This window comes from Paenibacillus wynnii, assembly GCF_000757885.1.
GTDB lineage: Bacteria > Bacillota > Bacilli > Paenibacillales > Paenibacillaceae > Paenibacillus_AQ > Paenibacillus_AQ wynnii.
Genome location: NZ_JQCR01000003.1, coordinates 617603 through 639213 on the forward strand (window position 1 = coordinate 617603; position 21611 = coordinate 639213).

General features: G+C 43.9%; 18 protein-coding genes. 17 read left to right on the forward strand and 1 reads right to left on the reverse strand.

Annotation, left to right across the window (positions count from 1 at the left end):
• Positions 1-77 precede the first annotated feature (77 nt).
• From PWYN_RS18080 to PWYN_RS18155, 17 genes are all read left to right on the forward strand, one after another.
• Positions 78-1136: an ABC transporter substrate-binding protein gene (locus tag PWYN_RS18080; protein WP_036654900.1), complete on the forward strand. Its 1059-nt coding sequence runs from the start codon at positions 78-80 to the stop codon at positions 1134-1136.
• A 71-nt stretch (positions 1137-1207) separates the two neighbouring features.
• On the forward strand, positions 1208-2137 hold the full coding sequence (locus PWYN_RS18085; protein ID WP_036654903.1) for an ABC transporter permease: 930 nt from the start codon (positions 1208-1210) through the stop codon (positions 2135-2137).
• A complete protein-coding gene (locus tag PWYN_RS18090) occupies positions 2121-2915 on the forward strand; it encodes an ABC transporter ATP-binding protein (RefSeq protein ID WP_036654905.1) in 795 nt (264 codons plus the stop codon). The genes PWYN_RS18085 and PWYN_RS18090 overlap by 17 nt, the downstream gene beginning before the upstream one ends.
• Before the next feature lie 335 nt (positions 2916-3250).
• Positions 3251-5032 (forward strand): sensor histidine kinase, encoded by a 1782-nt coding sequence (locus PWYN_RS18095; RefSeq protein ID WP_036654907.1) that lies wholly within the window; start codon positions 3251-3253, stop codon positions 5030-5032.
• A complete protein-coding gene (locus PWYN_RS18100) occupies positions 5025-6578 on the forward strand; it encodes a response regulator transcription factor (RefSeq protein ID WP_036654909.1) in 1554 nt (517 codons plus the stop codon). Before PWYN_RS18095 ends, PWYN_RS18100 begins: the two co-directional genes overlap by 8 nt.
• A 182-nt stretch (positions 6579-6760) precedes the next feature.
• Positions 6761-8041, forward strand: coding sequence for an ABC transporter substrate-binding protein (locus PWYN_RS18105; RefSeq protein WP_052088496.1), 1281 nt, complete (start codon positions 6761-6763; stop codon positions 8039-8041).
• Between the two features lie 103 nt (positions 8042-8144).
• On the forward strand, positions 8145-9041 hold the full coding sequence (locus tag PWYN_RS18110; protein ID WP_036658849.1) for a carbohydrate ABC transporter permease: 897 nt from the start codon (positions 8145-8147) through the stop codon (positions 9039-9041).
• 3 nt (positions 9042-9044) lie between these two features.
• Positions 9045-9884: a carbohydrate ABC transporter permease gene (locus tag PWYN_RS18115; protein WP_036654913.1), complete on the forward strand. Its 840-nt coding sequence runs from the start codon at positions 9045-9047 to the stop codon at positions 9882-9884.
• Positions 9885-9918: 34 nt separating this feature from the next.
• Positions 9919-10953 carry a glycoside hydrolase family 88/105 protein gene (locus PWYN_RS18120; RefSeq protein WP_036654916.1) on the forward strand — a complete coding sequence of 345 codons (1035 nt, stop codon included), beginning with the start codon at positions 9919-9921 and terminating at the stop codon, positions 10951-10953.
• An 89-nt stretch (positions 10954-11042) separates the two neighbouring features.
• Positions 11043-11831: an SDR family oxidoreductase gene (locus PWYN_RS18125; RefSeq protein ID WP_036654919.1), complete on the forward strand. Its 789-nt coding sequence runs from the start codon at positions 11043-11045 to the stop codon at positions 11829-11831.
• A 130-nt stretch (positions 11832-11961) separates the two neighbouring features.
• Entirely contained in the window at positions 11962-13290 is a 1329-nt protein-coding gene (locus PWYN_RS18130) for a hypothetical protein (RefSeq protein ID WP_240479783.1), read from the forward strand.
• Positions 13284-13493: a hypothetical protein gene (locus PWYN_RS30065; protein ID WP_240479784.1), complete on the forward strand. Its 210-nt coding sequence runs from the start codon at positions 13284-13286 to the stop codon at positions 13491-13493. Before PWYN_RS18130 ends, PWYN_RS30065 begins: the two co-directional genes overlap by 7 nt.
• A 528-nt stretch (positions 13494-14021) precedes the next feature.
• Positions 14022-14738, forward strand: a complete 717-nt coding sequence (locus tag PWYN_RS18135) for an MgtC/SapB family protein (protein ID WP_036654920.1) — start codon at positions 14022-14024, stop codon at positions 14736-14738.
• An 87-nt stretch (positions 14739-14825) separates the two neighbouring features.
• Positions 14826-15818 carry an aldose 1-epimerase gene (locus PWYN_RS18140; RefSeq protein WP_036654922.1) on the forward strand — a complete coding sequence of 331 codons (993 nt, stop codon included), beginning with the start codon at positions 14826-14828 and terminating at the stop codon, positions 15816-15818.
• A gap of 162 nt (positions 15819-15980) precedes the next feature.
• Complete coding sequence (locus PWYN_RS18145) at positions 15981-16994, forward strand: substrate-binding domain-containing protein (protein ID WP_036654924.1); 1014 nt, start codon at positions 15981-15983, stop codon at positions 16992-16994.
• Positions 16995-17018: 24 nt separating this feature from the next.
• Positions 17019-18881: a cache domain-containing sensor histidine kinase gene (locus tag PWYN_RS18150; protein WP_052088094.1), complete on the forward strand. Its 1863-nt coding sequence runs from the start codon at positions 17019-17021 to the stop codon at positions 18879-18881.
• Between the two features lie 26 nt (positions 18882-18907).
• Positions 18908-20125, forward strand: a complete 1218-nt coding sequence (locus PWYN_RS18155; protein ID WP_084146781.1) for a response regulator — start codon at positions 18908-18910, stop codon at positions 20123-20125.
• Here the strand turns inward: PWYN_RS18155 and PWYN_RS29315 are convergent.
• Complete coding sequence (locus tag PWYN_RS29315; RefSeq protein WP_157261214.1) at positions 20048-20524, reverse strand: hypothetical protein; 477 nt, start codon at positions 20522-20524, stop codon at positions 20048-20050. The genes PWYN_RS18155 and PWYN_RS29315 overlap by 78 nt on opposite strands.
• Positions 20525-21611 lie beyond the last annotated feature (1087 nt).

A 21611-nucleotide genomic window follows, 5' to 3' on the forward strand; every position in this document is an offset into this window, starting at 1 on the left:
TTATCTATAAAAGCGACAATGCTGTGGCGCTACTTCCTATGCACGCGCTGATACCGTAAACGAAAAGGGGTATTATGATGAAAAAGAAAAAAGTCTGGGCGGGTTTAAGTTTATGTTTGGCACTGATTGCCGCAGGTTGCGGTAATAATTCTGCTACGAATACGAATACAGGTACTGGAACGAACTCAGGAAATGCCGCTACTGGCAATGCTGAGACGAAATCTTACAAAATTGCCATATCACAATATGTGGAGCATCCTGCACTTGATGCAACCCGAGAAGGGATTCTAGCTGCGTTAAAGGACGCGGGAATCGTTGAGGGTGAGAATCTTAAAGTGGATTTCGAAAATGCACAAGCCGATGCCACCAACAATCTATCGATCGCCCAGAAAATTGCGTCTGATGACAATGATCTGGTGCTTGCCATCGCGACACCATCTGCTCAAGCCGTTGTACAATCGATGAAGAACGATACACCGATTCTTTTCGCAGCTGTTACGGACCCACTGGATGCCAAGATTGTAAGTGATCTGGAGCACCCTGGCGGTAATGTATCCGGCGCATCGGATACGAATCCTGAAGCCATTACTAGACTGATGGATTATATTGCAGCCAACTTTCCTAAGGTAAAGAGACTGGGTCTGGTTATTAATGAGGGCGAACAAAATGCAGTTATCATGGCAGATCAAGCCAAGAAAGCTCTCGATAAGCATGGAATTGAGTTAGTAAAGGCAGCTATTACGAATACTTCTGAAGTGAAACAGGCCGCCGAATCACTTATTGGCCGAGCAGATGCCTTGTATATTACTCTGGACAATACAGTAGTTAGCGGAGTAGATACGATCATTCAGACCGCTAATGATAATAAAATCCCATTCTTTGCCAGTGACCGTGATACGGTTGAGAAGGGTGCTTTTGCAACAGTTGGATTTAAATACTACGACCATGGATACCAAGTAGGACAAATGGCTGTAGAGATTCTCAAGAATGGTAAAAAAGTCGGCGATCTAAAAGTTACGATGCAGGAAAAGCTGGACCTTATTCTTAACTTAAAGGCTGCTGCAGCCCAAGGTATTGAAGTAACTGATGCTATGAAGGCAGATGTTGCGGATCAAACCAATAATATTATTCAATAAGACACATTAGAGATGTGAGGGGCGTTTCCTTAAGAGAGCGCTCCTCTGCCGTTTGAGGGAGGAAGTCACCTATGTCAGAACAAATAATCGGAGCCATTGAACTGGGGCTGTTATTTTCTTTTATGGCTCTAGGCGTGTATATTACATTTCGGATTTTAGATTTTCCAGATCTAACAGTAGACGGAAGCTACACAACAGGCGGTGCTATAGCTGCTGTAATGATTTCTAATGGTTTCTCACCGTGGCTGGCAACTCTGGCTGCATTTGGCGGAGGGATGGCTGCCGGAATGTGTACGGGGCTACTTCACACCAAAGGAAAGATAAACGGCCTCTTGTCAGGAATTTTGATGATGATTGCGCTCTATTCCATTAATTTACGGATTTTGGGGAAACCTAACGTTTCATTGATGGGAGATAACTCTCTGTTCACTTCGATAAATCCTCTGCTTGTCATGCCTTTTGTAGTTATTTTCGTGAAGGTACTTATGGATCTCTTCCTGCGAACGGATTTGGGACTCGCACTGCGGGCGACGGGTGATAATGCACGAATGATTCGAAGCTTTGGAGTAAACACAGATAATACGACTATTCTCGGTATAAGCCTGGCTAACGGAATGGTAGCGCTCTCGGGAGCCCTAATCGCACAGTACATGGCTTTTGCTGATTCATCTATGGGTATTGGTATGATCGTTATCGGATTGGCTTCTGTGATCATTGGAGAGGCTATCTTTGGAAAAGGGAGTGTGTTCCGCGCAACTCTGGCGGTTGTACTTGGTTCCATCGTCTATAGGATCGTAGTGGCACTTTCGTTGAGAGTAGACTGGCTAGAGGCTTCCGATCTGAAACTGATTACCGCCATCATTGTTATAGTTGCTCTTGTATTCCCTTCTGTACAGAGATTTTTGAAGCTTAAAAGCACGGCTCGGAAGCGCACCATTGAATTGGCTGAACAGGCCCTGAACAGCAAGAAGGGGGGGGCTATCGATGCTAAAGCTAGATAATGTAACCAAGCTCTTTAACCCCGGGACACCCGATGAAAAAATCGCGCTACTGGGCATAGACCTCGAACTGCATTCTGGAGATTTCGTTACGATAATTGGAAGCAACGGTGCTGGTAAATCGACTCTGATGAATATCATTTCCGGTGTAATGAAACCAGATCTGGGTGAAGTCCGGATTGAAGGTAATTCAATAAGCCATTTGGCTGAGTATCAACGAAGCCGCTGGATAGGCCGAGTCTTTCAAGATCCCATGGCTGGGACTGCGCCGCATATGACCATTGAAGAGAATCTGGCAATGGCTTATAAGCGAGGCAAAAGCCGGGGGTTGTCCTTTGGAGTTAGTGCATCCAAGCGAAATCTGTTTCGTGAACAGCTGGAACACTTGGGTATTGGACTAGAGAACCGGCTGCGTGCCAAGGTTGGCCTGCTGTCCGGTGGGGAGAGACAGGCACTAAGCTTGCTTATGGCCACCTTTACTCAGCCCCAAATCTTGTTGCTGGATGAACATACAGCTGCGCTGGACCCTTCCCGTGCGGAACTGATTACGAAGCTGACAGAAACCATTGTCCGAGAGAAGAAATTGACGACCCTTATGGTCACTCATAATATGGAACAGGCTATACGGCTTGGGAACCGCTTGATTATGATGGACAAAGGAAGCGTGATACTGGATATTGATGAGACCCGTAAGAAGGATCTTACGGTAGAACGTCTTCTCGGTGAATTTGAAGCGATAAGCGGCCACAAGCTGGCAGATGATCGAATGATGCTTGGCTAGGCTTCTCCAATAAGAGATGACCCGAATAAGGCTTGGATATGTAGTCTGGAACCAGACAGCATATTTAAGTCTTTTTGGTGTATATTCCCAAATACAATTATTATCGTTTATTATATATATGACTCAAAACCAAATCAGTAGTTGACCGTTTGTGAAACAAGCCGCTACGGGTTCGGAGTAATTGAAATATAGGTTGAAATCGGGCTTTAAAGGCGAACACTACCGTTTCTCCAGAATCCCTCCGACCCTTCGCTCTGTCCGATCATATAGTAAACCTCTGATTTTTAAGACTGAGCCAAAAAATTTAATTGACATATTAGAAAGTAGAGTGGATTATGCGAATCATCAGAAATAATAAGAACGCTTACAAAAACTCGAACATCTTTAATAAAATGATTTTGCTAATCTCCTTTATGCTGCTTCTCTCCTTTCTCTTCTCCTTAACCGTGCTTCAATATGTGTATCGTATTTATGACAAACAGATTTATGAAAAGGCCTCAGAGGTGCTTGGGATGTCTTCTATAAGTATTGAACGCGAGTTGAAGGAGCTGGAGCAGCTATCGTATACGGTGGTCACTGACGAGCAAATTCAACAGTGCCTGCGCCAATTGCAAAATAATCCTACTCCTTATGAAAGACAGCTTCTTAATAACAAAATTATTAATAGGTTAGTAGCCTTTGCCGGCGCGGAGAAATACGTCTATTCCATGATGCTGATGGATGTGAATGAGGGGGTTATGACCGCTGGCAATAGAGAGGGAGTAGCGATATCTCTTCAGAATCAATTAAAGACACTGGCGATTGATGCTAAAGGAAGCAATACTTGGCTAACGCAAGGCAGTAATAACTCTCTATTGGCTGTTCGACAAATTAAGTCTTATACCGGTTCGACGTTTACGTTAGACAACCTAGGTACTCTAGTCATCCGTATTAGGATTGACCGGATTATTGCGGATAGTACGGATCTTGCCACAAGTAACGGACAGCTTATTATAGCCGACGCCGAAAGCGGGCTGGCTATTTACCCGAAGGCTCCGATACTTGAACCGCAGGAGCTGTCGGAGGAGGTAAGGCGTCCGGATGCCTATCGCACTGCGAGCTATGAAGGGGGGACCTATTTCGTAGCTAAAACGAATTCATCGTACATGGAATGGACGTATATCAATGCCACTCCTTTTAACGAGATATTCAAACAAATCAATCTGGTTAAGCGACTGGTAGTTTTAATTTTTGCTTTCATACTTTTACTGGGATTAATCCTGGGTTACCGCCTAGCCCGCAGCATCGTCCGTCCTATTAGTAAATTGACTCAAAAGATGAGGCAGATTGAGAAGGGGGATCTGGACAACTTGGAGGAACAAGCTCTGGGGTTGGTCTCCCAAACGGCACAGGATGAGGTAAGCCAGCTGAATAGGACCTTCAAGATGATGATTCGCAGAATCCGAGAACTTATCGACGAGAACTATGCAAAACAGCTTGTAATTCGAGAGACGGAGCTTAAAGCGTTGCAAGCGCAGATTAATCCCCATTTTTTATACAATACGCTCGAGTCTATTAATTGGCTGGCCAAAATAAACAAGCAGTCTAAGATCTCTGAAATGGTAGAAGCACTTGGCTATTTACTTCGAAGCTCCATTGGTCTTAAGAATCCGCTTATATCACTGGAAAAAGAACTAAGCATTGTTCGAAGCTATATTACGATTCAAAAAACCAGATTTGAGGAGAGGCTTATTTTTGAAATGGACATCCCTAAAGATATACAAAATGCTCAAGTCCCGAAGCTGACTCTGCAGCCCTTGGTAGAGAATGCAATCCGTTACGCACTTGAGCCTAATATTGAGCCTTGCACCATTACAATCTCAGCCAGCTTACAGGAGAATAGTCTGGATTTAAGAGTTAGCGATAATGGACCGGGGATGACTGCTGAATTCATAAGGGATTTGCAACAGGGGAGAATTCAGACGCGTGGAGAAGGCATTGGCCTGGCTAACATTACAGAGCGTGTTAAATTAGTCTTTGGGCAAGAGTGGGGTACAGAGATTGAAAGCGAGCCGGGGGAAGGGACGACCATTCATGTTCGAATTCCCTATTGGAGAGGAGAAACTAAGCATGTATAAGCTGCTGTTAGTAGATGATGAACGTCTTATTCTGGAAGGGATATCTCAAGTAGTGGACTGGGCAAAGGCGGGGACTGAGCTCGTCGGGACGGCTAGAAACGGTATTGAGGCTTTGGTGAAAATAGAGGCCATGCGCCCTGATATTGTGATTTCTGATATTTCTATGCCGGGTCTTGACGGATTGGAATTGGTGCGAAGATGCAGCGAGCGGTTTCCTGAAATTAAATTCGTTATGTTGACAGGTTATAAGGATTTTGACTATGCACGGACAGCGATGCAGCACGGTGTTAAACATTACCTTTTAAAGCCTTGCAACGAAAATCAGATTCATGAAGCTCTGGTAGAGCTGGGGCTGGAGCTGAGGGAGCTCAAAAGACGGGATCTATTCGTAAGCGGTATTAAGCAGAGACTTACCAAAGTACTTCCCCATGTGAAAGAACAGTTCTTGAAGGAATGGATCTCCAACAAAACCTATGGAAGCCACGATCTTGAATATTACCAAGATTTATTCGGCATAGAACTGAACGATAAAAGTGTGAGGCTGATTCTATTCAAGCTGGAGGATCCCCACGAGTATGAGCATCTGTTCGCCTTGCAAAATATTGTTCAGGATATGCTTCAGGAGGTTTTGTTGAGCACTACCATTGGCGGCCACCTGCTAGTTCTTCTTGAGGATAAGCAAGAAGTGGAAAATGATACTCTTTTCACGAGGATTGACGGTGTGAGGGAGGTCTTCTGCCGTTTTTATAAGATGAGTGTGACTATTGCAGTTAGTGATACGGATCGGATGATTCATTCACGCAGGTTGTATCGACAGACCTTGCAATGTATGAGTCACCGCTTTTACCTTGAGGATGGCAGTCTGATCACCGTAAGCGATCTCCCGGACAATGATTTTAGCGGGGGGGATGAAGTCGAACTCAATGAAGATCAAATCTGCCTGATGATTAAAGCAGGGGACAGAGGCGCGGTTGAATGTGAGCTGGAGCGTTTATTCGGCGTTTTATCTTTACAGCGATTGGATATTAATGTGACGCGGTCCTATGTTTTGCAGCTGTATTCCGCAATGATTCGTTTATGTGTACCGGAAGAAAGGAATGCTTTCACCTCGGGTCTGGCAGAGCTCGCAGAAATCCATTCTTTAGGGGGGCTTAAAGGTTATGTCAAAGAGGCGGCTACCCGTCTAACCACGATGTATGACCGTCATTTTGTCTCTCGGCAATCCTCTATCGTAGATAGTATGCTGCGAATTATCGCGGAGGATTTCCACAAGGAGGAGCTGTCTCTTGGTTCAGTGGCGGCCGAAATGCTGTATATGAATCCAGATTACCTAGGAAAAATATTTAAAAAGGTTACAGGTGAGAAATTCTCCAACTACGTTACCCTTTACCGAATTAACAAAGCTTCTGAATACATTATCCGTAGCGGGGACGTTAAAGTATTCGAATTGGCGGAAATGTTTGGTTTCGGCGGCAATGCCCAGTATTTTAGCCAGGTGTTCAAAAAAGTAACGGGAAAAACACCTACAGATTTTATGAAGGCCTAAGTTTCAGACTGATTATTAAACAAAGATAACGGTTTTTTGTATTCAACTTACATGGAAAATTTGAGAAAATTCACATATGGAAGCGCTAACAGTAAAGATGCCTTTCTAAAAATTGTTTGAAAAGGGGAGATTTAAAGTTGAAAAAAAGATCCGCTTTATTGGCTATCCCGTTGCTGCTCTCAATGCTTGCAGGCTGTGGTGGGGGAAATAATGCTCCTGCTGAAAATGCTAAAAACGTAGAAAAACCTGCTGAAAGTAACCAAACGGCTACGGAAGCTCCGGCTGAACCGGTGACTCTGCGCATCGCATGGTGGGGCGGAGATACAAGACATTCGTATACTCAGCAAGTTATTGATATGTACGAAGCGGCGAACCCCAATGTAACGATTGAACCTGAATATGCATCGTTTGATGATTATTGGAAGAAGCTGGCTCCTCAGGCTGCAGCGAATCGTCTTCCAGATATCGTACAAATGGATATTTCTTATATTAATCAATATGGATCGAACGGACAGCTTGAAGATATGACTCCTTATTTGAATAAACAAATTCAAGTAGGCGATGTAAATGAGAACGTTCTGGCTACTGGTAAAATTGGTGACAAGCAGTTTGGTGTTCCACTCGGTGTGAACGTACTTGGATTTCAATATGATCCGGCGCTGTTGAAGAAAGCTGGTGTGGATTCCATTCCTGAGAACTGGACATGGGATCAATACAAAGAAATTGCCATGAAAGCTAAAGCGGCTGGACTGTTCATGGACGGTTCGATGGCTGCGGATGTCTTCTTCAATTATTATCTCCGGACGAAAGGATTGGCCCTGTATAACAATGAGGGAACAGCACTTGGTTATGAGGATGATGCATTATTCAGTGATTTCTTCGGAATGCTGTCAGGCTTAATCGCCGACGGAGCGGTTCCTACTCAAGATAAGTTGAGCCAGAACAAGGGTGTTATTGAGGAATCAGAGATTGTGAAAGGAACAGGGGTTGGGGTTTGGCAGTGGTCAAATCAATATGTAGCGCTGCAAATCGCCGTAAACCGTCCGATGGAGCTGGCCCAAATGCCGGGTCCGGATATGCAAAAAGGACTTTATATGGAGCCAAGTATGTACTGGTCTATTACTTCTAACTCCAAAGCAAAAGAAGAAGCGGCTAAATTTGTTGACTTTTGGACGAATAATGCGGAAGCCAATAAGCTGATTAAAGGCGAACGCGGCGTGCCGATTTCCAGCAAAATCAAAGAATCCGTATCTACAGTGTTGACTGATTCCGGTAAGCAGGTATTCAAGTTTGTAGCGGATATGGAGCCTGTTACATCTCCTATGAGTCCTCCTGTAGGTTCACCAGAGGTTGTGGCATTGTTGACTGACCTTGCTGAACAAATGAACTTCGGACAGATCAAACCGGATACCGCGGCGGCACAGTTCCGTAAAGAAGCTAATTCCATTCTTGCCAATCGATAAGAGAAGCACAACTATACTGTGAGTCTAACCAGATAAGGAGTTGGAGACTTTGGGTTTCAGCAATCCGCTTCCTGTGAATCCACCGAATTCTGTTAAGAAATCGTTGCTAGGACAACACTTAAAGAGAAATTTGACCGGTTATGCTTTTATCAGCCCATTTATCATTGGCTTTCTATGTTTCACTCTGGTGCCGATGGTAATCTCTCTCTATCTCTCCTTTACCAAATATAATTTATTCTCCCCGCCTAGATGGGTGGGGATGGATAATTATATCAAAATGTTCTCGAATGACCCTAAATACTTACAGTCACTCAAGGTAACGCTGCTCTACGTATTTATCGGTGTTCCTATGAGACTAACCTTCGCATTATTTGTGGCAATGATTCTGAATACGAAGTCCCGAATGGTTGGAGCTTATCGCACGATTTATTATCTGCCTTCTATCATTGGCGGCAGCGTGGCAGTATCCATCATGTGGCGGAATATATTTAGTGATACAGGAATTATAAATGGATTAATCGGCTTCTTTGGACTTGGTCCTGTTAGCTGGTTTGGCAATCCAAGCGCAGCTTTGGTTATGCTGATCTCCTTGTCCGTATGGCAATTTGGATCATCTATGTTGATTTTTCTGGCAGGCCTAAAGAATATACCGAGTGAAATGTATGAGGCAGCCAGTGTGGATGGAGCCAGCTTTTTCCGCAAATTCTTCAAAATTACAATGCCTTTGCTTAGTTCAGTAATTCTATTTAACTTGGTAATGCAGACCATCAGCGCCTTCATGACCTTTGTCCCGGCCTATATTATTTCCAAAGGCGAGGGAGGTCCGATGGATGGAACTCTGCTGTACTCGCTCTACTTATTCCGCCAGGCCTTCATGTTCAATAACATGGGATATGCTTCGGCGATGGCTTGGGTGATGCTGCTGCTTGTGGGCATTATGACTGGAATTTTGTTCAAGACCTCGAAATCTTGGGTCTTCTACGAATCGGGAGGTAAATAATTTATGGCGATGAATAAAATCAAATGGCCGCTTTATCATATTCTTATCGGCGGGCTCGCCATCATTATGCTGTATCCGATTCTGTGGATGATCATGAGCTCCTTTAAAGAAAGCCGCATGGTATTTGTCACTGCAAAGCAGCTTTTCCCCAATCCTTGGGAGTGGGGAAATTATGCGAAGGGCTGGGAAGGAGTTGCAGGGTACTCCTTCGGAGTTTTTATCAAGAACTCACTAGTTATCGTTATCGTAGCTACTTTCGGAGCGGTCATTTCTTCTTCATTAGTGGCCTTTGGATTTGCACGTAACAAGTTTGTGGGTCACGGCTTATGGTTCGGCCTTATGATGATGACTCTGATGTTGCCTGCCGATGTGGTGCTAGTTCCGCAATATATCATTTATACGAAACTGAACTGGTTGGACAGTATCCGACCGATCGTAATCCCGCAATTCTTTGGAGTGCCTTTCTTCACCTTTCTGATGATTCAATTTATTAGAACCATTCCAGGAGAGTTAGATGAAGCAGCCACGATAGACGGCTGTGGGAAATTCAGACTTTATTTCAAAATCATTCTCCCGCTAATCCGCCCGTCTATGGCGACTGCAGCTATTTTCTCCTTCTACTGGCGCTGGGAAGATTTGCTTGGGCCGGTTCTCTACTTGAACTCCCCATCCAAATATACGGTTTCCATGGGGTTGAAAATGTTTCTGGACAGTGAATCTGTATCTAACTGGGGACCGATGTTTGCGATGTCCGTGCTTAGTCTTGCTCCGGTCATGTTGATATTTTTTATCTTCCAGAAGCAAATTGTGGATGGTATCAGCACTAGCGGATTGAAGGGATGACTAAGTGGAGGTTTATTGAAGGGTGTGAAAATGCATGACAGCTTTTACGTATGATGAAGAACAAATAAAAGCAACGATTGACCGTGTAATAGAGCGTACCCTCCGCATGGATTTTTCGTGGGACTGGCCAGGCGGAGTAGCCTTCTACGGAGTTTGCGAGGCCTATGAGGCAACTGGAAGGGAAGATTATCTCCTTGCTCTGAAAACATGGGTGGATGATAACATCGCGGAAGGGCTGCCGAAGCTGTCTGTAAATGGAGTGTCTATAGGCCACTGTTTACTAACGCTTTATCAAGCTACCGGAGATTCAAAGTACTTGGATAATGCTTTAGAGATGGCAGAGTTTCTGAGGAATATGGCGGAGCGCTTCGGTGAGGGGATTTTCCAGCATACAGTTAATTCACTTAGCTATGTATTTCCCCAGCAGGCTTGGGTCGATACGATGTTTATGGCGGGTTATTATTTATTGCGAATCGGGTATTTATTAGATAATAAGGATTATATAGAGGACGGGCTAGTTCAATATCACGGGCATGAACAATATTTGCAACATGCGGATAATCATTTATATTATCACGGCTGGGATCATCTGAATCAGAACAATATGTCAGGGATTCATTGGGCCAGGGGGAATTCATGGGCGGCACTTACGATGGCAAAAGCACTGAGTCTCGTGGAGGTTACGCATCCCTCATTCATGATTATTGAAGGCTCACTTCGGGATCAGCTTGCGGCTCTCGTTCGTCTGCAATCTCCCGAGGGCTTATGGCATACAGTACTGGATGACGACACTTCCTATTTGGAAACCTCGGCTTCCGCCGGGATCGCAACAGCGGTACTGATGCAGGGCCGATTGTATAATAAATATTCAAGCCTCTCGCTGCAAGGGATTCTATCCCGAATCAAGGAGGATGGTACCGTTACTGAAGTCTCTGCGGGCACGGCGGTGATGAACGATATTGATGGATATCGGCAGGTGCCGAAGAAACGTATTCAGGGTTGGGGCCAAGGCCTTACACTTGCCTATTTAGCACAGATTCTAAGAACAAAGAATAATCCCTTCGGATAAGTCCCTGTTGCCGTTTCATTTCTCCGTATGTGAGGTAAAGGTTAAGGAAAGATTAACTGGACGCTTGACTACTAAGGGGGAAGTGAACTATGGCAGATCACAGGCTTAAGGGTAAGGTTGCTGTCGTTACGGGTGGAGGCTCTGGTATAGGTCGTGCTGCGGTACTCGAGTTTGCAAGAAACGGGGCTAAGGTGGCCATGTTGGATCGTAGTATTGATGAGGCAGAGAAAGTTAAGCGTGAAGTGGAGCAGAATGGCGGGCAAGCTACTGTCTTTGAATGCGATATTTCTAAACCGGAGATGGTAGAAAAGGCGATTAAACAAACCGTGGAGCAATATGGGCAGCTGGATATTGTCTTTGCCAATGCGGGTATTAATGGAGCTATGGCCCCTATTGAGACTATGACTATTGAGGATTGGAACCAGACTCATGAGATCAATCTGCGAGGAACGTTCGCCACGGTTAAATATGCTATTCCTTTTCTAAAAGATCGGGGCGGCAGCGTGATCATCACTAGCTCTATTAATGGAAATCGAGTATTTTCAGGTATTGGTTTCTCGGCCTACAGCACAACGAAAGCAGGTCAGGTTGCTTTTATGAAAATGGCTGCCTTAGAGCTGGCCCGATACAAGATTCGCGTCAATGCTATATGTCCAGGAGCGATAGAAACAAATATTGACCAGAATACGTTTCCTTCGGATGATTTAAAAGAAGTGCAAATTCCCGTCGAGTTCCCGGAAGGTGGACAGCCTTTGGAAAAGGGGCCCGGCAGTGCTGCTCAAGTAGCTAAGTTAGCCCTATTCCTGGCATCTGACGATTCGGATCATATTACAGGAACAGAGATTTATTGCGATGGTGCAGAATCACTTCTGCACTGATTATTCAACATTTATTTCGCCACAATAGTTGTTATTCCAATTTAATTTGGTTTAACAACTATTTTATTTGCATTAAGATAACTATCTAATATAATTCACATAGCGAGTCTAAGTAGGAAAGGATGTTTGCATGAAACCGAATATTGGAGATATATATTGTGTATATGTTGAGCGTATTTCCCAATTTACAGCCTGCCAAGTCACAATGCTTAAGGATACGGACTCCGGCAAAAAAAGCCAGCTAGCCGCTATCCTGGAACTCGACTGGACGGGAGACAAGCTGCCGGATGAAGCTGAGCTCCTGAATATGAAGCCGCTCGTATGTGATTTTTATTTCTGGAATGATAAGTTGGATCACTGCTTGGTAGATGCGAACGTCCCACCTCACTACATTCTCGTAGGGAACCTACCCCCGCTTGTTACGGAGGAAACGAACAGTTACAGTGGTTGGCATATAGGTGGAAGTACACGTCGTCAAAGAAGGTGGAGCCTAATCGATGAAGATCGGCGACAACGCTTCAAAGAAGCGGCAAAGGATAACAGTCTAATTGAAATGGGTCAGGGTAACAAAAGCCTTTCCACGAATAAGGTGGATGATGACTTTCTTCAATCCTTAGAGGATCTGTTTGAGCTCGAAAAGCTGCCCTGTCTGACACAAATTCATGCCAACGGTCCTTATGAATCTCTTTTGCCATTTGTAATAAGTAATCCTATAATCAATCAACTTCATCTCACGAATCACGGTTACGCCAGCGTAGATGTTAGAGAGAGTAACCTCGAAACACTAATTATTGATGCTGAGGGACTTGGCGAATTGTTTTTAAATGAGGGGCTGGCGGAGCTTTCTTTCGTAGGCGTTCTTTCGCCAGATCTCATCATTCATGCTCATAATGAAGGAAGTTGGATAACAGCCAACTGTTCATCTAATGCGCCAATCAGCTGCGGTCTAAATCGCTTGCGTTGCCTCCATCTTAGAAGTGTTACGGAGCTTGACCTGCAACCGATTGTCCAAAGCTTCCCGGAACTGCGGGAACTGCGTATATGGGGGAAGCCTGGAACGGTCTCCAACATACACAGCTTAGAAAAGCTTGCCAGGCTTCAAGGGTTTAGTACTTATGATATGTTTGGATTCGCCGGAAATCAATTTCCAGGCCCTGATCAAATGTCTAACCTTTCTTGGTTGTGGATGACCAGTCTGCCGGCAGAAGCAGCCCAATTCATCAAGGCCAATTATAAGAAAGAAGTCGTGAAAGGTCTTGACCTCTCCATAAGCAAACCGCGAAAACCTGAATGGCTGGCTGAAAATGTATCCAATCCCTTCCGAGACTGGGATGGACGCGATAATATTACGCCGGCTAACGCAAAGAAAGCGGTTCAACTATACAAGAAAATGATTGCAAGCATTCACACCATGGAGGAACAGCGCAAGGAAGGAATTGAAGTTGTGAACGGATGTTGAAGGATATGGTGACTCTATACACCGAAGCTTTCAATACAATGGACAGGCGAACCGGATTTATTCTTACTGAAGAGCGCGAAGAAATATATACGGTTCTTGTAGAACTGCTGGATTATGCTGAACATAAACTAAGCAAAGACGGGATCGATAGGGTGGACAGAGACAAGCTGCTTGAAATTTTTAATACATTGCGGGATTTTTGAACTCATAGGACAAGAAGGACCAGAAACGGCTTCGTTGTCCCTATGCGGACGTCGAAGCCGTTTCTTATTATATAGAAAGTGCTTAAGATTTACTCTTGGGTGTACGGAAGGACAACGTCGGGGAGAACCATTCAACAGGAATCGATGGTTCTCCAGTAACGGATAATTACAAGTTTGTTTTCGATCCAGGTTGCTGCAGGGAGTCTGAATCTAAGGCAAATAAAGTTTAGAGGGAAATACCACTAAATACTAGAAACTTATCCGGTTAAAGGCTTTTTGAGGCTAAAACCTGAAATTGGAGGGATTTATCACCACTAAATATTCAATAGTTGATTCAACACTTAACTTAGTAGGAAAAATCCCTTCTAAAATAAGCCGAAGTCCAACTCATCACTGTAGAGACTCCTGAGCCTTAAGTTAATATCTTAAGTTCAATTTATTATAATATAATATAATAAAATAAAAATAATCAAATCATTGGTAATCCGTTATAATATACTGTGTTTATCATGTTAAGGAGAGGTTTCTATGCAAATGCACACAGAATCGTTAATCAAATTACTTATTGCCATGCTGTTCGGGCTTTTCATCGGCATTGACCGGCAATTAAAACAGAAGCCGTTGGGGATTCGGACCAGTATGGTCATCAGTATCGCGAGTTGTCTTGTCACCGTAGTCTCCATCCATGCCTACGACAAATTCGCAAACCCTAACCATCCTAACATGGATCCCATGCGGTTGGCAGCTCAAATTGTAAGTGGGATCGGTTTTCTGGGAGCAGGAGTTATTCTCAGAAGAGGCGGGGATGCAATCTCCGGTTTAACCTCGGCAGCATTAATCTGGACGGCTTCCGGGATAGGAATAGCGGTGGGGGCGGGCTTTTATATCGAGGCTGCTTATGCTGTAGTGCTGCTAATGTTCGCGGTTAATGTGGTACCTCTTTTAATCAAAGCGATTGGCCCGGAGGGATTGAACAAACATGAGGTCTCCGTCAAAATTATTATGGAAGCCAACTATGTCTTAACCGAAGTAATTCAAAAAATTGAGAACCGCCAAGAAAGTGAAAACAAGAAGTCCAAAGGCGGGACTAGAGTGATCCGCAGAATGAAAATTAAAGATTTGGAAGACGGAAGACAATTAATAGACATGGTTTTGTCTGCACCGGATAGGGATTATGCTACCGAAATTTATTATGATGTTAAGCATATCAACCATGTAATGAGTGTTGAAGTAGAACAATTATAAATTGACATGTCGCTTCAGAGGCAAGTTGTGGTAATCTAACAAGTGCAGAGACATTTTTTGATTCTGGAAGGGAGAGTTATTGTTAATATGTCAATTTCAGCATTTGAAGGACATTATGAAGGCGAGGCTGCCATTTGGTTGAAAGCCGGACGTTATGAGGCGGCAGTGCTGCCTGGAATCGGGGGGAATTTAATCTGCTTCCGAGATACCGAAAACGGTTACCGTTTTCTGCACGAGCCTGGTGCTGAGGAAATGGACGCTTTCAGACAAAACCCGGGCATTCATGGAATACCTGTGTTGTTTCCTCCAAATCGTTATGAAGATGGTAAGTTTCCGTGGAATGGACAAGTATATCAGTTCCCGGTCAATGAAGCCGCAACCGGCAACCATTTGCATGGGTTCTTACATACAGCAGCCTGGGAAGTTGAGGAATTCGGCAGCGGCGTAAGCGAAAGCTTCGTTACTGTGAAGATCCAAGTAGATGAGAATCATGACTCCTATCAATATCTCCCACATAAATATACCATTAAGCTTCGTTATACCCTTGGAGAAGGCGGATTGTCTCAACAACTGCTCGTCCATAATGATGGGGATGATATCATGCCGTGTCTGCTAGCCTTCCATACAGCGGTTAATGCTCCGTTTGCACCTGGAAGTTCGGCTCAGGATTACCGTGTAAAGCTTACAATTGGTGATCGTTGGGAGCTGAACGAACGGATGTTGCCTACAGGTGGCTATCAGGAGCTGCAGGCGGAAGAAGTAGCGCTTCGCGACGAAGGTGTATATCCTTTTTTTGCGGCTATGGACAACCATTACACCGCTGTAGCGCAAAACGGACGTAATCGTATGGAACTCACAGATAACAAAGCAGGGGTTACTCTTGTGTATGACGTAGGTACCTCCTATAAACAGTGGATGATCTGGAATAACTTTGCGACTGAGGGTTTCTTTTGCCCGGAACCGCAAATCAATCTGGTGAATGCCCCGCATGTTGACCTGCCAGCAGACCAAATTGGACTCTTTAGTTTGCAGCCAGGGGAATACTGGGAAGAAAGCAGTCGTTTGTACGTAAAAGCCTAATTTAAGTATTATTTTGTCGGAGAAGAGGCATTATGGAAGAAGACTTCCGTAACGCCTCTTTTCTTTATATATTTGTGAAATAGATATTTATTTTGTAAATTAAAAGGGGTATGATGGGCATGGGTTATTGTAGCTATATTCACAATTGAAAGGGGTTTCAGTATGAAAAAGCTGTGGCTTGTTTATGTCCTTCTAATCGGAATTTTCCTCGTATATGTACTGAATTACAAGCTTCAGGCTCGAACTGCAGATCCGTGGGAGACAACGGGGTTGCGGGGGAATATAGAAGACACCTATGTTATGGTCACCTTTCAGAGCGGGATCGATTATTGGAAAAGTGTCCTAAAGGGCTTCGAGGATGGGGCCGAAGAATTGAATGTCTCTGTAGAATATCATGGTTCTACTCAACATAATGCAAATGAACAAATGACCGTGCTTGAGCAGGTGATAGCCAAAAAGCCTGCAGGAATTGCCATCTCGGCAGTAAACTCTAAGCTTCTAACCGCTACGATCAACAAAGCGGTGGAGAGCGGTATTCCCGTAGTGCTATTTGACTCAGGAGCACCGAATAGCAAGGCTTATTCTTTTTTGGGTACAGATAATTATAGTGCTGGTATTGAAGCCGCCCGCAAAATGGCTGAATTGACAGGGAGTGCCGGCAAGATAGCTATTGTTACCACACCCGATCAGCATAATCATCAGGAGCGTACAGATGGTTTCCGTGACACGATAATTAACGAGTATCCAGATATGGAAGTTGTTGCCGTTCAGGATGGACGGGGTGATCAAGTCTATTCTAGAGAGGCTGCTGAACAAATACTAACAAGGTATCCGGGTCTCTCAGGAATATTTGCTACAGAATCGAATGGCGGTATAGGTGTTGCTGAAGCGGTACAAGCACATAAGGGGCCAGGAGTATCTCCCAAAATCATCAGCTTTGACACCGACAAGGGAACGCTTGATTTAGTGAAGAACGGCATCATCTCTGCTACTATGGCCCAGGGTACTTGGAATATGGGGTATTGGTCACTTATGGAACTGTTTCAGCTTAATCGTCATCTTGCTGCCGCTCCTTCGGGATATTCTCAGTATATGCCTATGACGGTTCCGGATACGGTGAATACAGGAATTGATGTAGTTACGCGGGCAAATGTGGATAACTACTATGCAAAGTAACTGCTGCAAGAGGGGGGTTGAATTATGACCCGTAAATCACGAATTACGATGGATAGTCTGAAATTAAATAATCTACCTTTACGCTACAAGCTAATTGTGCACTTTTTGCTCATTAGTATTTTGCCCTCTATCGGTTTAGGGCTATTAATAGGCTGGACTGTGGACCGCATTGTTGAAGATCAAAGCAATGAGAATACGATCCAGCTGATTGGAAAAGTTAATACGGCACTGGAGAATGATGTTGAGAATCTGCAGAAAATCACTTATTTAATATCCTTCGATCCAGGGGTTCAGAAGTTTTTAGCGAAGGGGAAATCCACTGACATTACGGGAACCACCAGCGGTGAATCTGCTCAATATAATATACGTAAATTTCTACAGGGCTTCACGACACTAAGCTCGGAAATCGCCGGTATCATGGTGGTGAACAGCGGGGGCGATTTCATTAGTAATGAGATGTACACGCGCTCTGGAACCAGTGTCACGGACGAAGAGTGGTATAAGGCTGCTGTTGATAATAAGGGGATTTTCAAAATTATTGGTCATCCCTATGGTCGGGCAGTAAGATCACATGCAGATTATAAGGAAAGTGAAGTTGTATCCGCAGTAAGAGCCATTATTGATCCGGAGACTCAGGTGGTTCAAGGTGTCGTGCTAGTGGATTTGAAGCTTCGTGTCATTGCAGAGACAGCTAGAGATGTTACGCTTGGCAAGACCGGTTATTTGACAGTGGTGGACAGTAGCGGGGATATGATATATACACCGCAGCATCCACTTATCAAGAATATACCTATGAATCTGTTCACAGAAACTTCTGGTATTTCCTCAGAGAAGGTGGATGGAAGGCATATCCAGATGATTTACAGAACCTCCCCGTTTACCGGATGGACGACCTTGGGTGTTTTTCCGATGGAGGAATCAGCCTATGGGGTCAGAGAAATCACGTTTAATGTCGTCACCTTTGTATTCGTGGTCTGCATGCTGGGCATGACGGCATCTTTTTATCTGGCTTATTCTATTTCAAGACCGATCTGTCAACTCATGTCCTTTATGAGCAAGGCAGAATCCGGTGATTTAACCATCCGCTATTGGGGGGAGCGATCGGATGAAATTGGGATGCTGGGTAGAAGCTTTAATACTATGCTGGCACAAATTGCCCGGTTGCTCTCATTAACAGAAGTACAGGAAAGGCAGAAGCGGGAAGCGGAGCTGCGCAGCTTGCAAGCCCATATTAAACCGCATTTCCTTTATAACACACTGGATACGATCCATTGGATGGCACGCAGTAAAGGGTCGGAGGATATTGCGGAGGTTGTTCACTCTCTGTCACGGCTATTCCGTCTGGGACTAAGCAAAGGAAGCGACATTGTTCCACTAGCCGATGAACTCGAGCATATTGTCAGCTATTTAAAGATCCAGCACGTTCGGTACAGCAGCAAGCTTGCTTATAAAATAGAAGCAGATCCGCAGCTTCAGGAGTTTTATGTATTGAAGCTGTTGCTGCAGCCCCTTGTAGAGAATGCAATCTATCACGGAATTAAGGAGCGCCGTGGTCCTGGGCATATCTCCATTGAAGTGACAGAAGCAGAAGGGGATCTTCTCTTGACTGTTCGGGATAATGGAGCTGGTATTCCACCGGACAGACTTGCGATATTAAGACAGAAGCTGAACAGAATTGGGGAAGAGTCGGGTTCTGGTGAGGCGGAGCCCTATCAAATGGAGGGGACAGGGAGCGGATACGGAATTCTGAATGTGCAGGCTAGAATTAGACTCACTTACGGTCAAGAGTACGGTCTTTCTATTGATAGTGAGTTGGGAACCGGGACTACGGTCACTGTTCGTCACCCTATCGTCCGAGATAGCTATAATACGCACAAAAACATATAGAGTAACTGCTCATGGAGGTTCAAGTTATGGAACGTTGGAGGGTCATGATTGCTGATGATGAATACATCATCCGGGAAGGCATTAAGCAGTCAGTGGATTGGGAAGGTCTGGGACTGCAGGTTGTAACGGAAGCAGAGGATGGAGAGGAAGCGCTGGACAATGCATTAGAACATAACATTCATATCGCTCTAGTTGATCTTAATATGCCCATTATGCACGGAATTGAGCTGATGAAGAAGCTCAGAGAGAAGCTGCCAGCCTGCAAGATCATTGTGATTACGGGACATGATGAATTTACCTACGCTCAGGAATCGATTAGACTCCAAGTGAATGATTATATTCTAAAACCAGCTGATCCCAAACAGCTGACACAGGTAATACGGGGTGTTAGGGATGAACTGGAGTCTGAGCGGCAGAAGAGTCAGCATTTGGAGCAGGCTTCCAGGCAAATCCTGAAAAACTTCCCGTTGCTGCGTGAACGCTTCTGTCAGGAATGGCTCGACGGAAACTTGAGCCCATCCGAGATAAAGGAACAGCTCCACTTTTTGCAATTGCCGTTAGTCCGTCCTGAATTGCTGGGTATTATCCGCTGGCGTTGGGAAGTGCAGAACTCAGGTATGAAAGAGAAAGAACGGCAGCTATTTATGTTTGCGATAGAGAATATTACGCTGGAGTTATTAAATGAATACCCTAAAGCTATTTTTCGTGATTCTACCGGTCTAATTGTTGTTCTTCTTTGGGAGAATAATGCGGAGGCCATGCTGGCGCGTGTGGAACAAGAGGTCCGGCTTCACCTAAAAATCGCTGTTGAGGTTGGTATTGAGCCGGTTGAGGGAGACATTACAGAGCTTTCTACTGCCTACCGCAAGTGTAGAGTATCTCTGTCTAAGGAAGTCCCCTTATCCCCTTTGGTACGTAGAGCTAAGCAGTATATGCTAGAGCATTACAATGAATACGGCTTGACTCTGGATTCAATGGCAGGCATGCTGCAAGCTTCTCCGGTTTATCTCAGCAGGCTGTTCAAGCAGGAGCTTGGAACGTCCTTTGGGGCTTATTTGACCCAGATCCGAATTCGGAAGGCTGCACAGCTGTTGAATGCAACGGATATGAGTATTTATGAAGTTGCCGAGCGGACAGGATATGAGACTCAGCATTATTTCAGCACATCATTTAAAAAACAAACGGGTGTATCTCCCCTGCAATTCCGCAAAGGGGCATCTCCGGAAGACGGTAGTGTTACTTAGGAGTCGCTTTTCATCCGAATCGTGGTCATTATTAACCTGCCGAGAAAATAACCTAATAAACTTAATGCGTAAGAAATCAATATACACGCTATTAAAATTCAATCCATAAGAAGGCCCTGCGAAAATAAAGACAGGTATAAGTGCCATTTCCAAAGATTCAAACAAATAAGCTAATGTACCTAATAATCCTCCAACAAACCAGTAAATGGTTGTAAATGTTATGAAATTCCGCCTTGCCTTGATAGCCATAATTAAACCAAAGATCAGCCATATCATATTAAAAAGAAAAGAAGCAATTACTTGTGCCTGAGTGGGTGGCCCCCCCATAAGATAACCGTTAAAATTAACAACGCTAAAAGGAATGGCGACTATTAAGGCAAATATTAAGTTTTGAAACACAGGATAACCTCCCAAATAATTACAGTGGTTCAACAACCAATCCATCTAAATAGAGTGTACTTCATATTTATTCCCTAGAAGAGAGGTAGTAAATATGAAGTATGATTAGACTTTGAGTTATCAACCGTGAGCGGACTCACGTTAATGAATAGGCGTTCATGTAGGAATACTCGGGGAGAACCTCTCACTGATTTGATTGTTCTCTAGTAACCGATAATACAAGTTTGTTTTAGATCCATTTTACTACTAGGACTCTGTACCTGTGATAAATATAGTTTAGAGGGAAAGTTTCCCTGTAAATCATAAATAAAACCTTGTAATCAACATGGAATTATCCATATTGGTAGCGTCAAGAAGTTTGTGGATAAGAGTAGAAGTATCTCCTAGGGTTATCCGCGAAAAAAAACGGAAAAACCTCTACCTACATGGGTGTCAATTTATATAGTTGCACATTCTACACTTATATTTCTCCTTTAGCACACTTTAGGGTGTTTAATTGCACTTTATACACTTATTTTTGGGTATTCCGGGGTTTAACCGGCATATTCATGTTTTTAGTTGCACAAAGTACATCTATCCATACATCACAGCACTAAAAGCTAGAAGTAAGTGTATAAGATACATCTATTTTACTGATGCCTCCGAAATATTCATCTAAAACCTAAAATCAGAGTGGGAAATTCCTTGTAATTAACTCCTTAGGAGTTGAATCCTTAATTAGTAGCAAAAATTCCTTCTTTTTATAAGCTGAAGAAAAAAACACAAAAAGCGAGAAGGAGCGAAAGGTAATTTGAAAACCATAGGAGCGATAGCAAACGCCTTGTATCCGAATTAACGTTACTACGTTTGTGAGCAGCATCCATGTGAACCCGTTGGAAGTCAATGATCGACTTTGAATTCACCTGTAAATAAAAGTTCAGTCTATATAATTATAGTATAGAAAGTAATTCATTTCCTTTAGTTTGAAATATTTGATAAGGGTGTTCCTTTAGCCATTTATATGGTGATTGGAACTCCCTTATTTTTGGCCCATTTATGAAAACGCTAACAAAGGTTTGATTTTTATAAAAACAGTAGTTTCATTGTA

Coding starts and splice junctions, on each gene's coding strand:
- PWYN_RS18080 (WP_036654900.1), top strand. CDS start 78: ATGAAAAAGAAAAAAGTCTGGGCGGGTTTAAGTTTATGTTTGGCACTG.
- PWYN_RS18085 (WP_036654903.1), top strand. CDS start 1,208: ATGTCAGAACAAATAATCGGAGCCATTGAACTGGGGCTGTTATTTTCT.
- PWYN_RS18090 (WP_036654905.1), top strand. CDS start 2,121: ATGCTAAAGCTAGATAATGTAACCAAGCTCTTTAACCCCGGGACACCC.
- PWYN_RS18095 (WP_036654907.1), top strand. CDS start 3,251: ATGCGAATCATCAGAAATAATAAGAACGCTTACAAAAACTCGAACATC.
- PWYN_RS18100 (WP_036654909.1), top strand. CDS start 5,025: ATGTATAAGCTGCTGTTAGTAGATGATGAACGTCTTATTCTGGAAGGG.
- PWYN_RS18105 (WP_052088496.1), top strand. CDS start 6,761: ATGCTTGCAGGCTGTGGTGGGGGAAATAATGCTCCTGCTGAAAATGCT.
- PWYN_RS18115 (WP_036654913.1), top strand. CDS start 9,045: ATGGCGATGAATAAAATCAAATGGCCGCTTTATCATATTCTTATCGGC.
- PWYN_RS18120 (WP_036654916.1), top strand. CDS start 9,919: ATGACAGCTTTTACGTATGATGAAGAACAAATAAAAGCAACGATTGAC.
- PWYN_RS18125 (WP_036654919.1), top strand. CDS start 11,043: ATGGCAGATCACAGGCTTAAGGGTAAGGTTGCTGTCGTTACGGGTGGA.
- PWYN_RS18130 (WP_240479783.1), top strand. CDS start 11,962: ATGAAACCGAATATTGGAGATATATATTGTGTATATGTTGAGCGTATT.
- PWYN_RS30065 (WP_240479784.1), top strand. CDS start 13,284: ATGTTGAAGGATATGGTGACTCTATACACCGAAGCTTTCAATACAATG.
- PWYN_RS18135 (WP_036654920.1), top strand. CDS start 14,022: ATGCAAATGCACACAGAATCGTTAATCAAATTACTTATTGCCATGCTG.
- PWYN_RS18140 (WP_036654922.1), top strand. CDS start 14,826: ATGTCAATTTCAGCATTTGAAGGACATTATGAAGGCGAGGCTGCCATT.
- PWYN_RS18145 (WP_036654924.1), top strand. CDS start 15,981: ATGAAAAAGCTGTGGCTTGTTTATGTCCTTCTAATCGGAATTTTCCTC.
- PWYN_RS18150 (WP_052088094.1), top strand. CDS start 17,019: ATGACCCGTAAATCACGAATTACGATGGATAGTCTGAAATTAAATAAT.
- PWYN_RS18155 (WP_084146781.1), top strand. CDS start 18,908: ATGGAACGTTGGAGGGTCATGATTGCTGATGATGAATACATCATCCGG.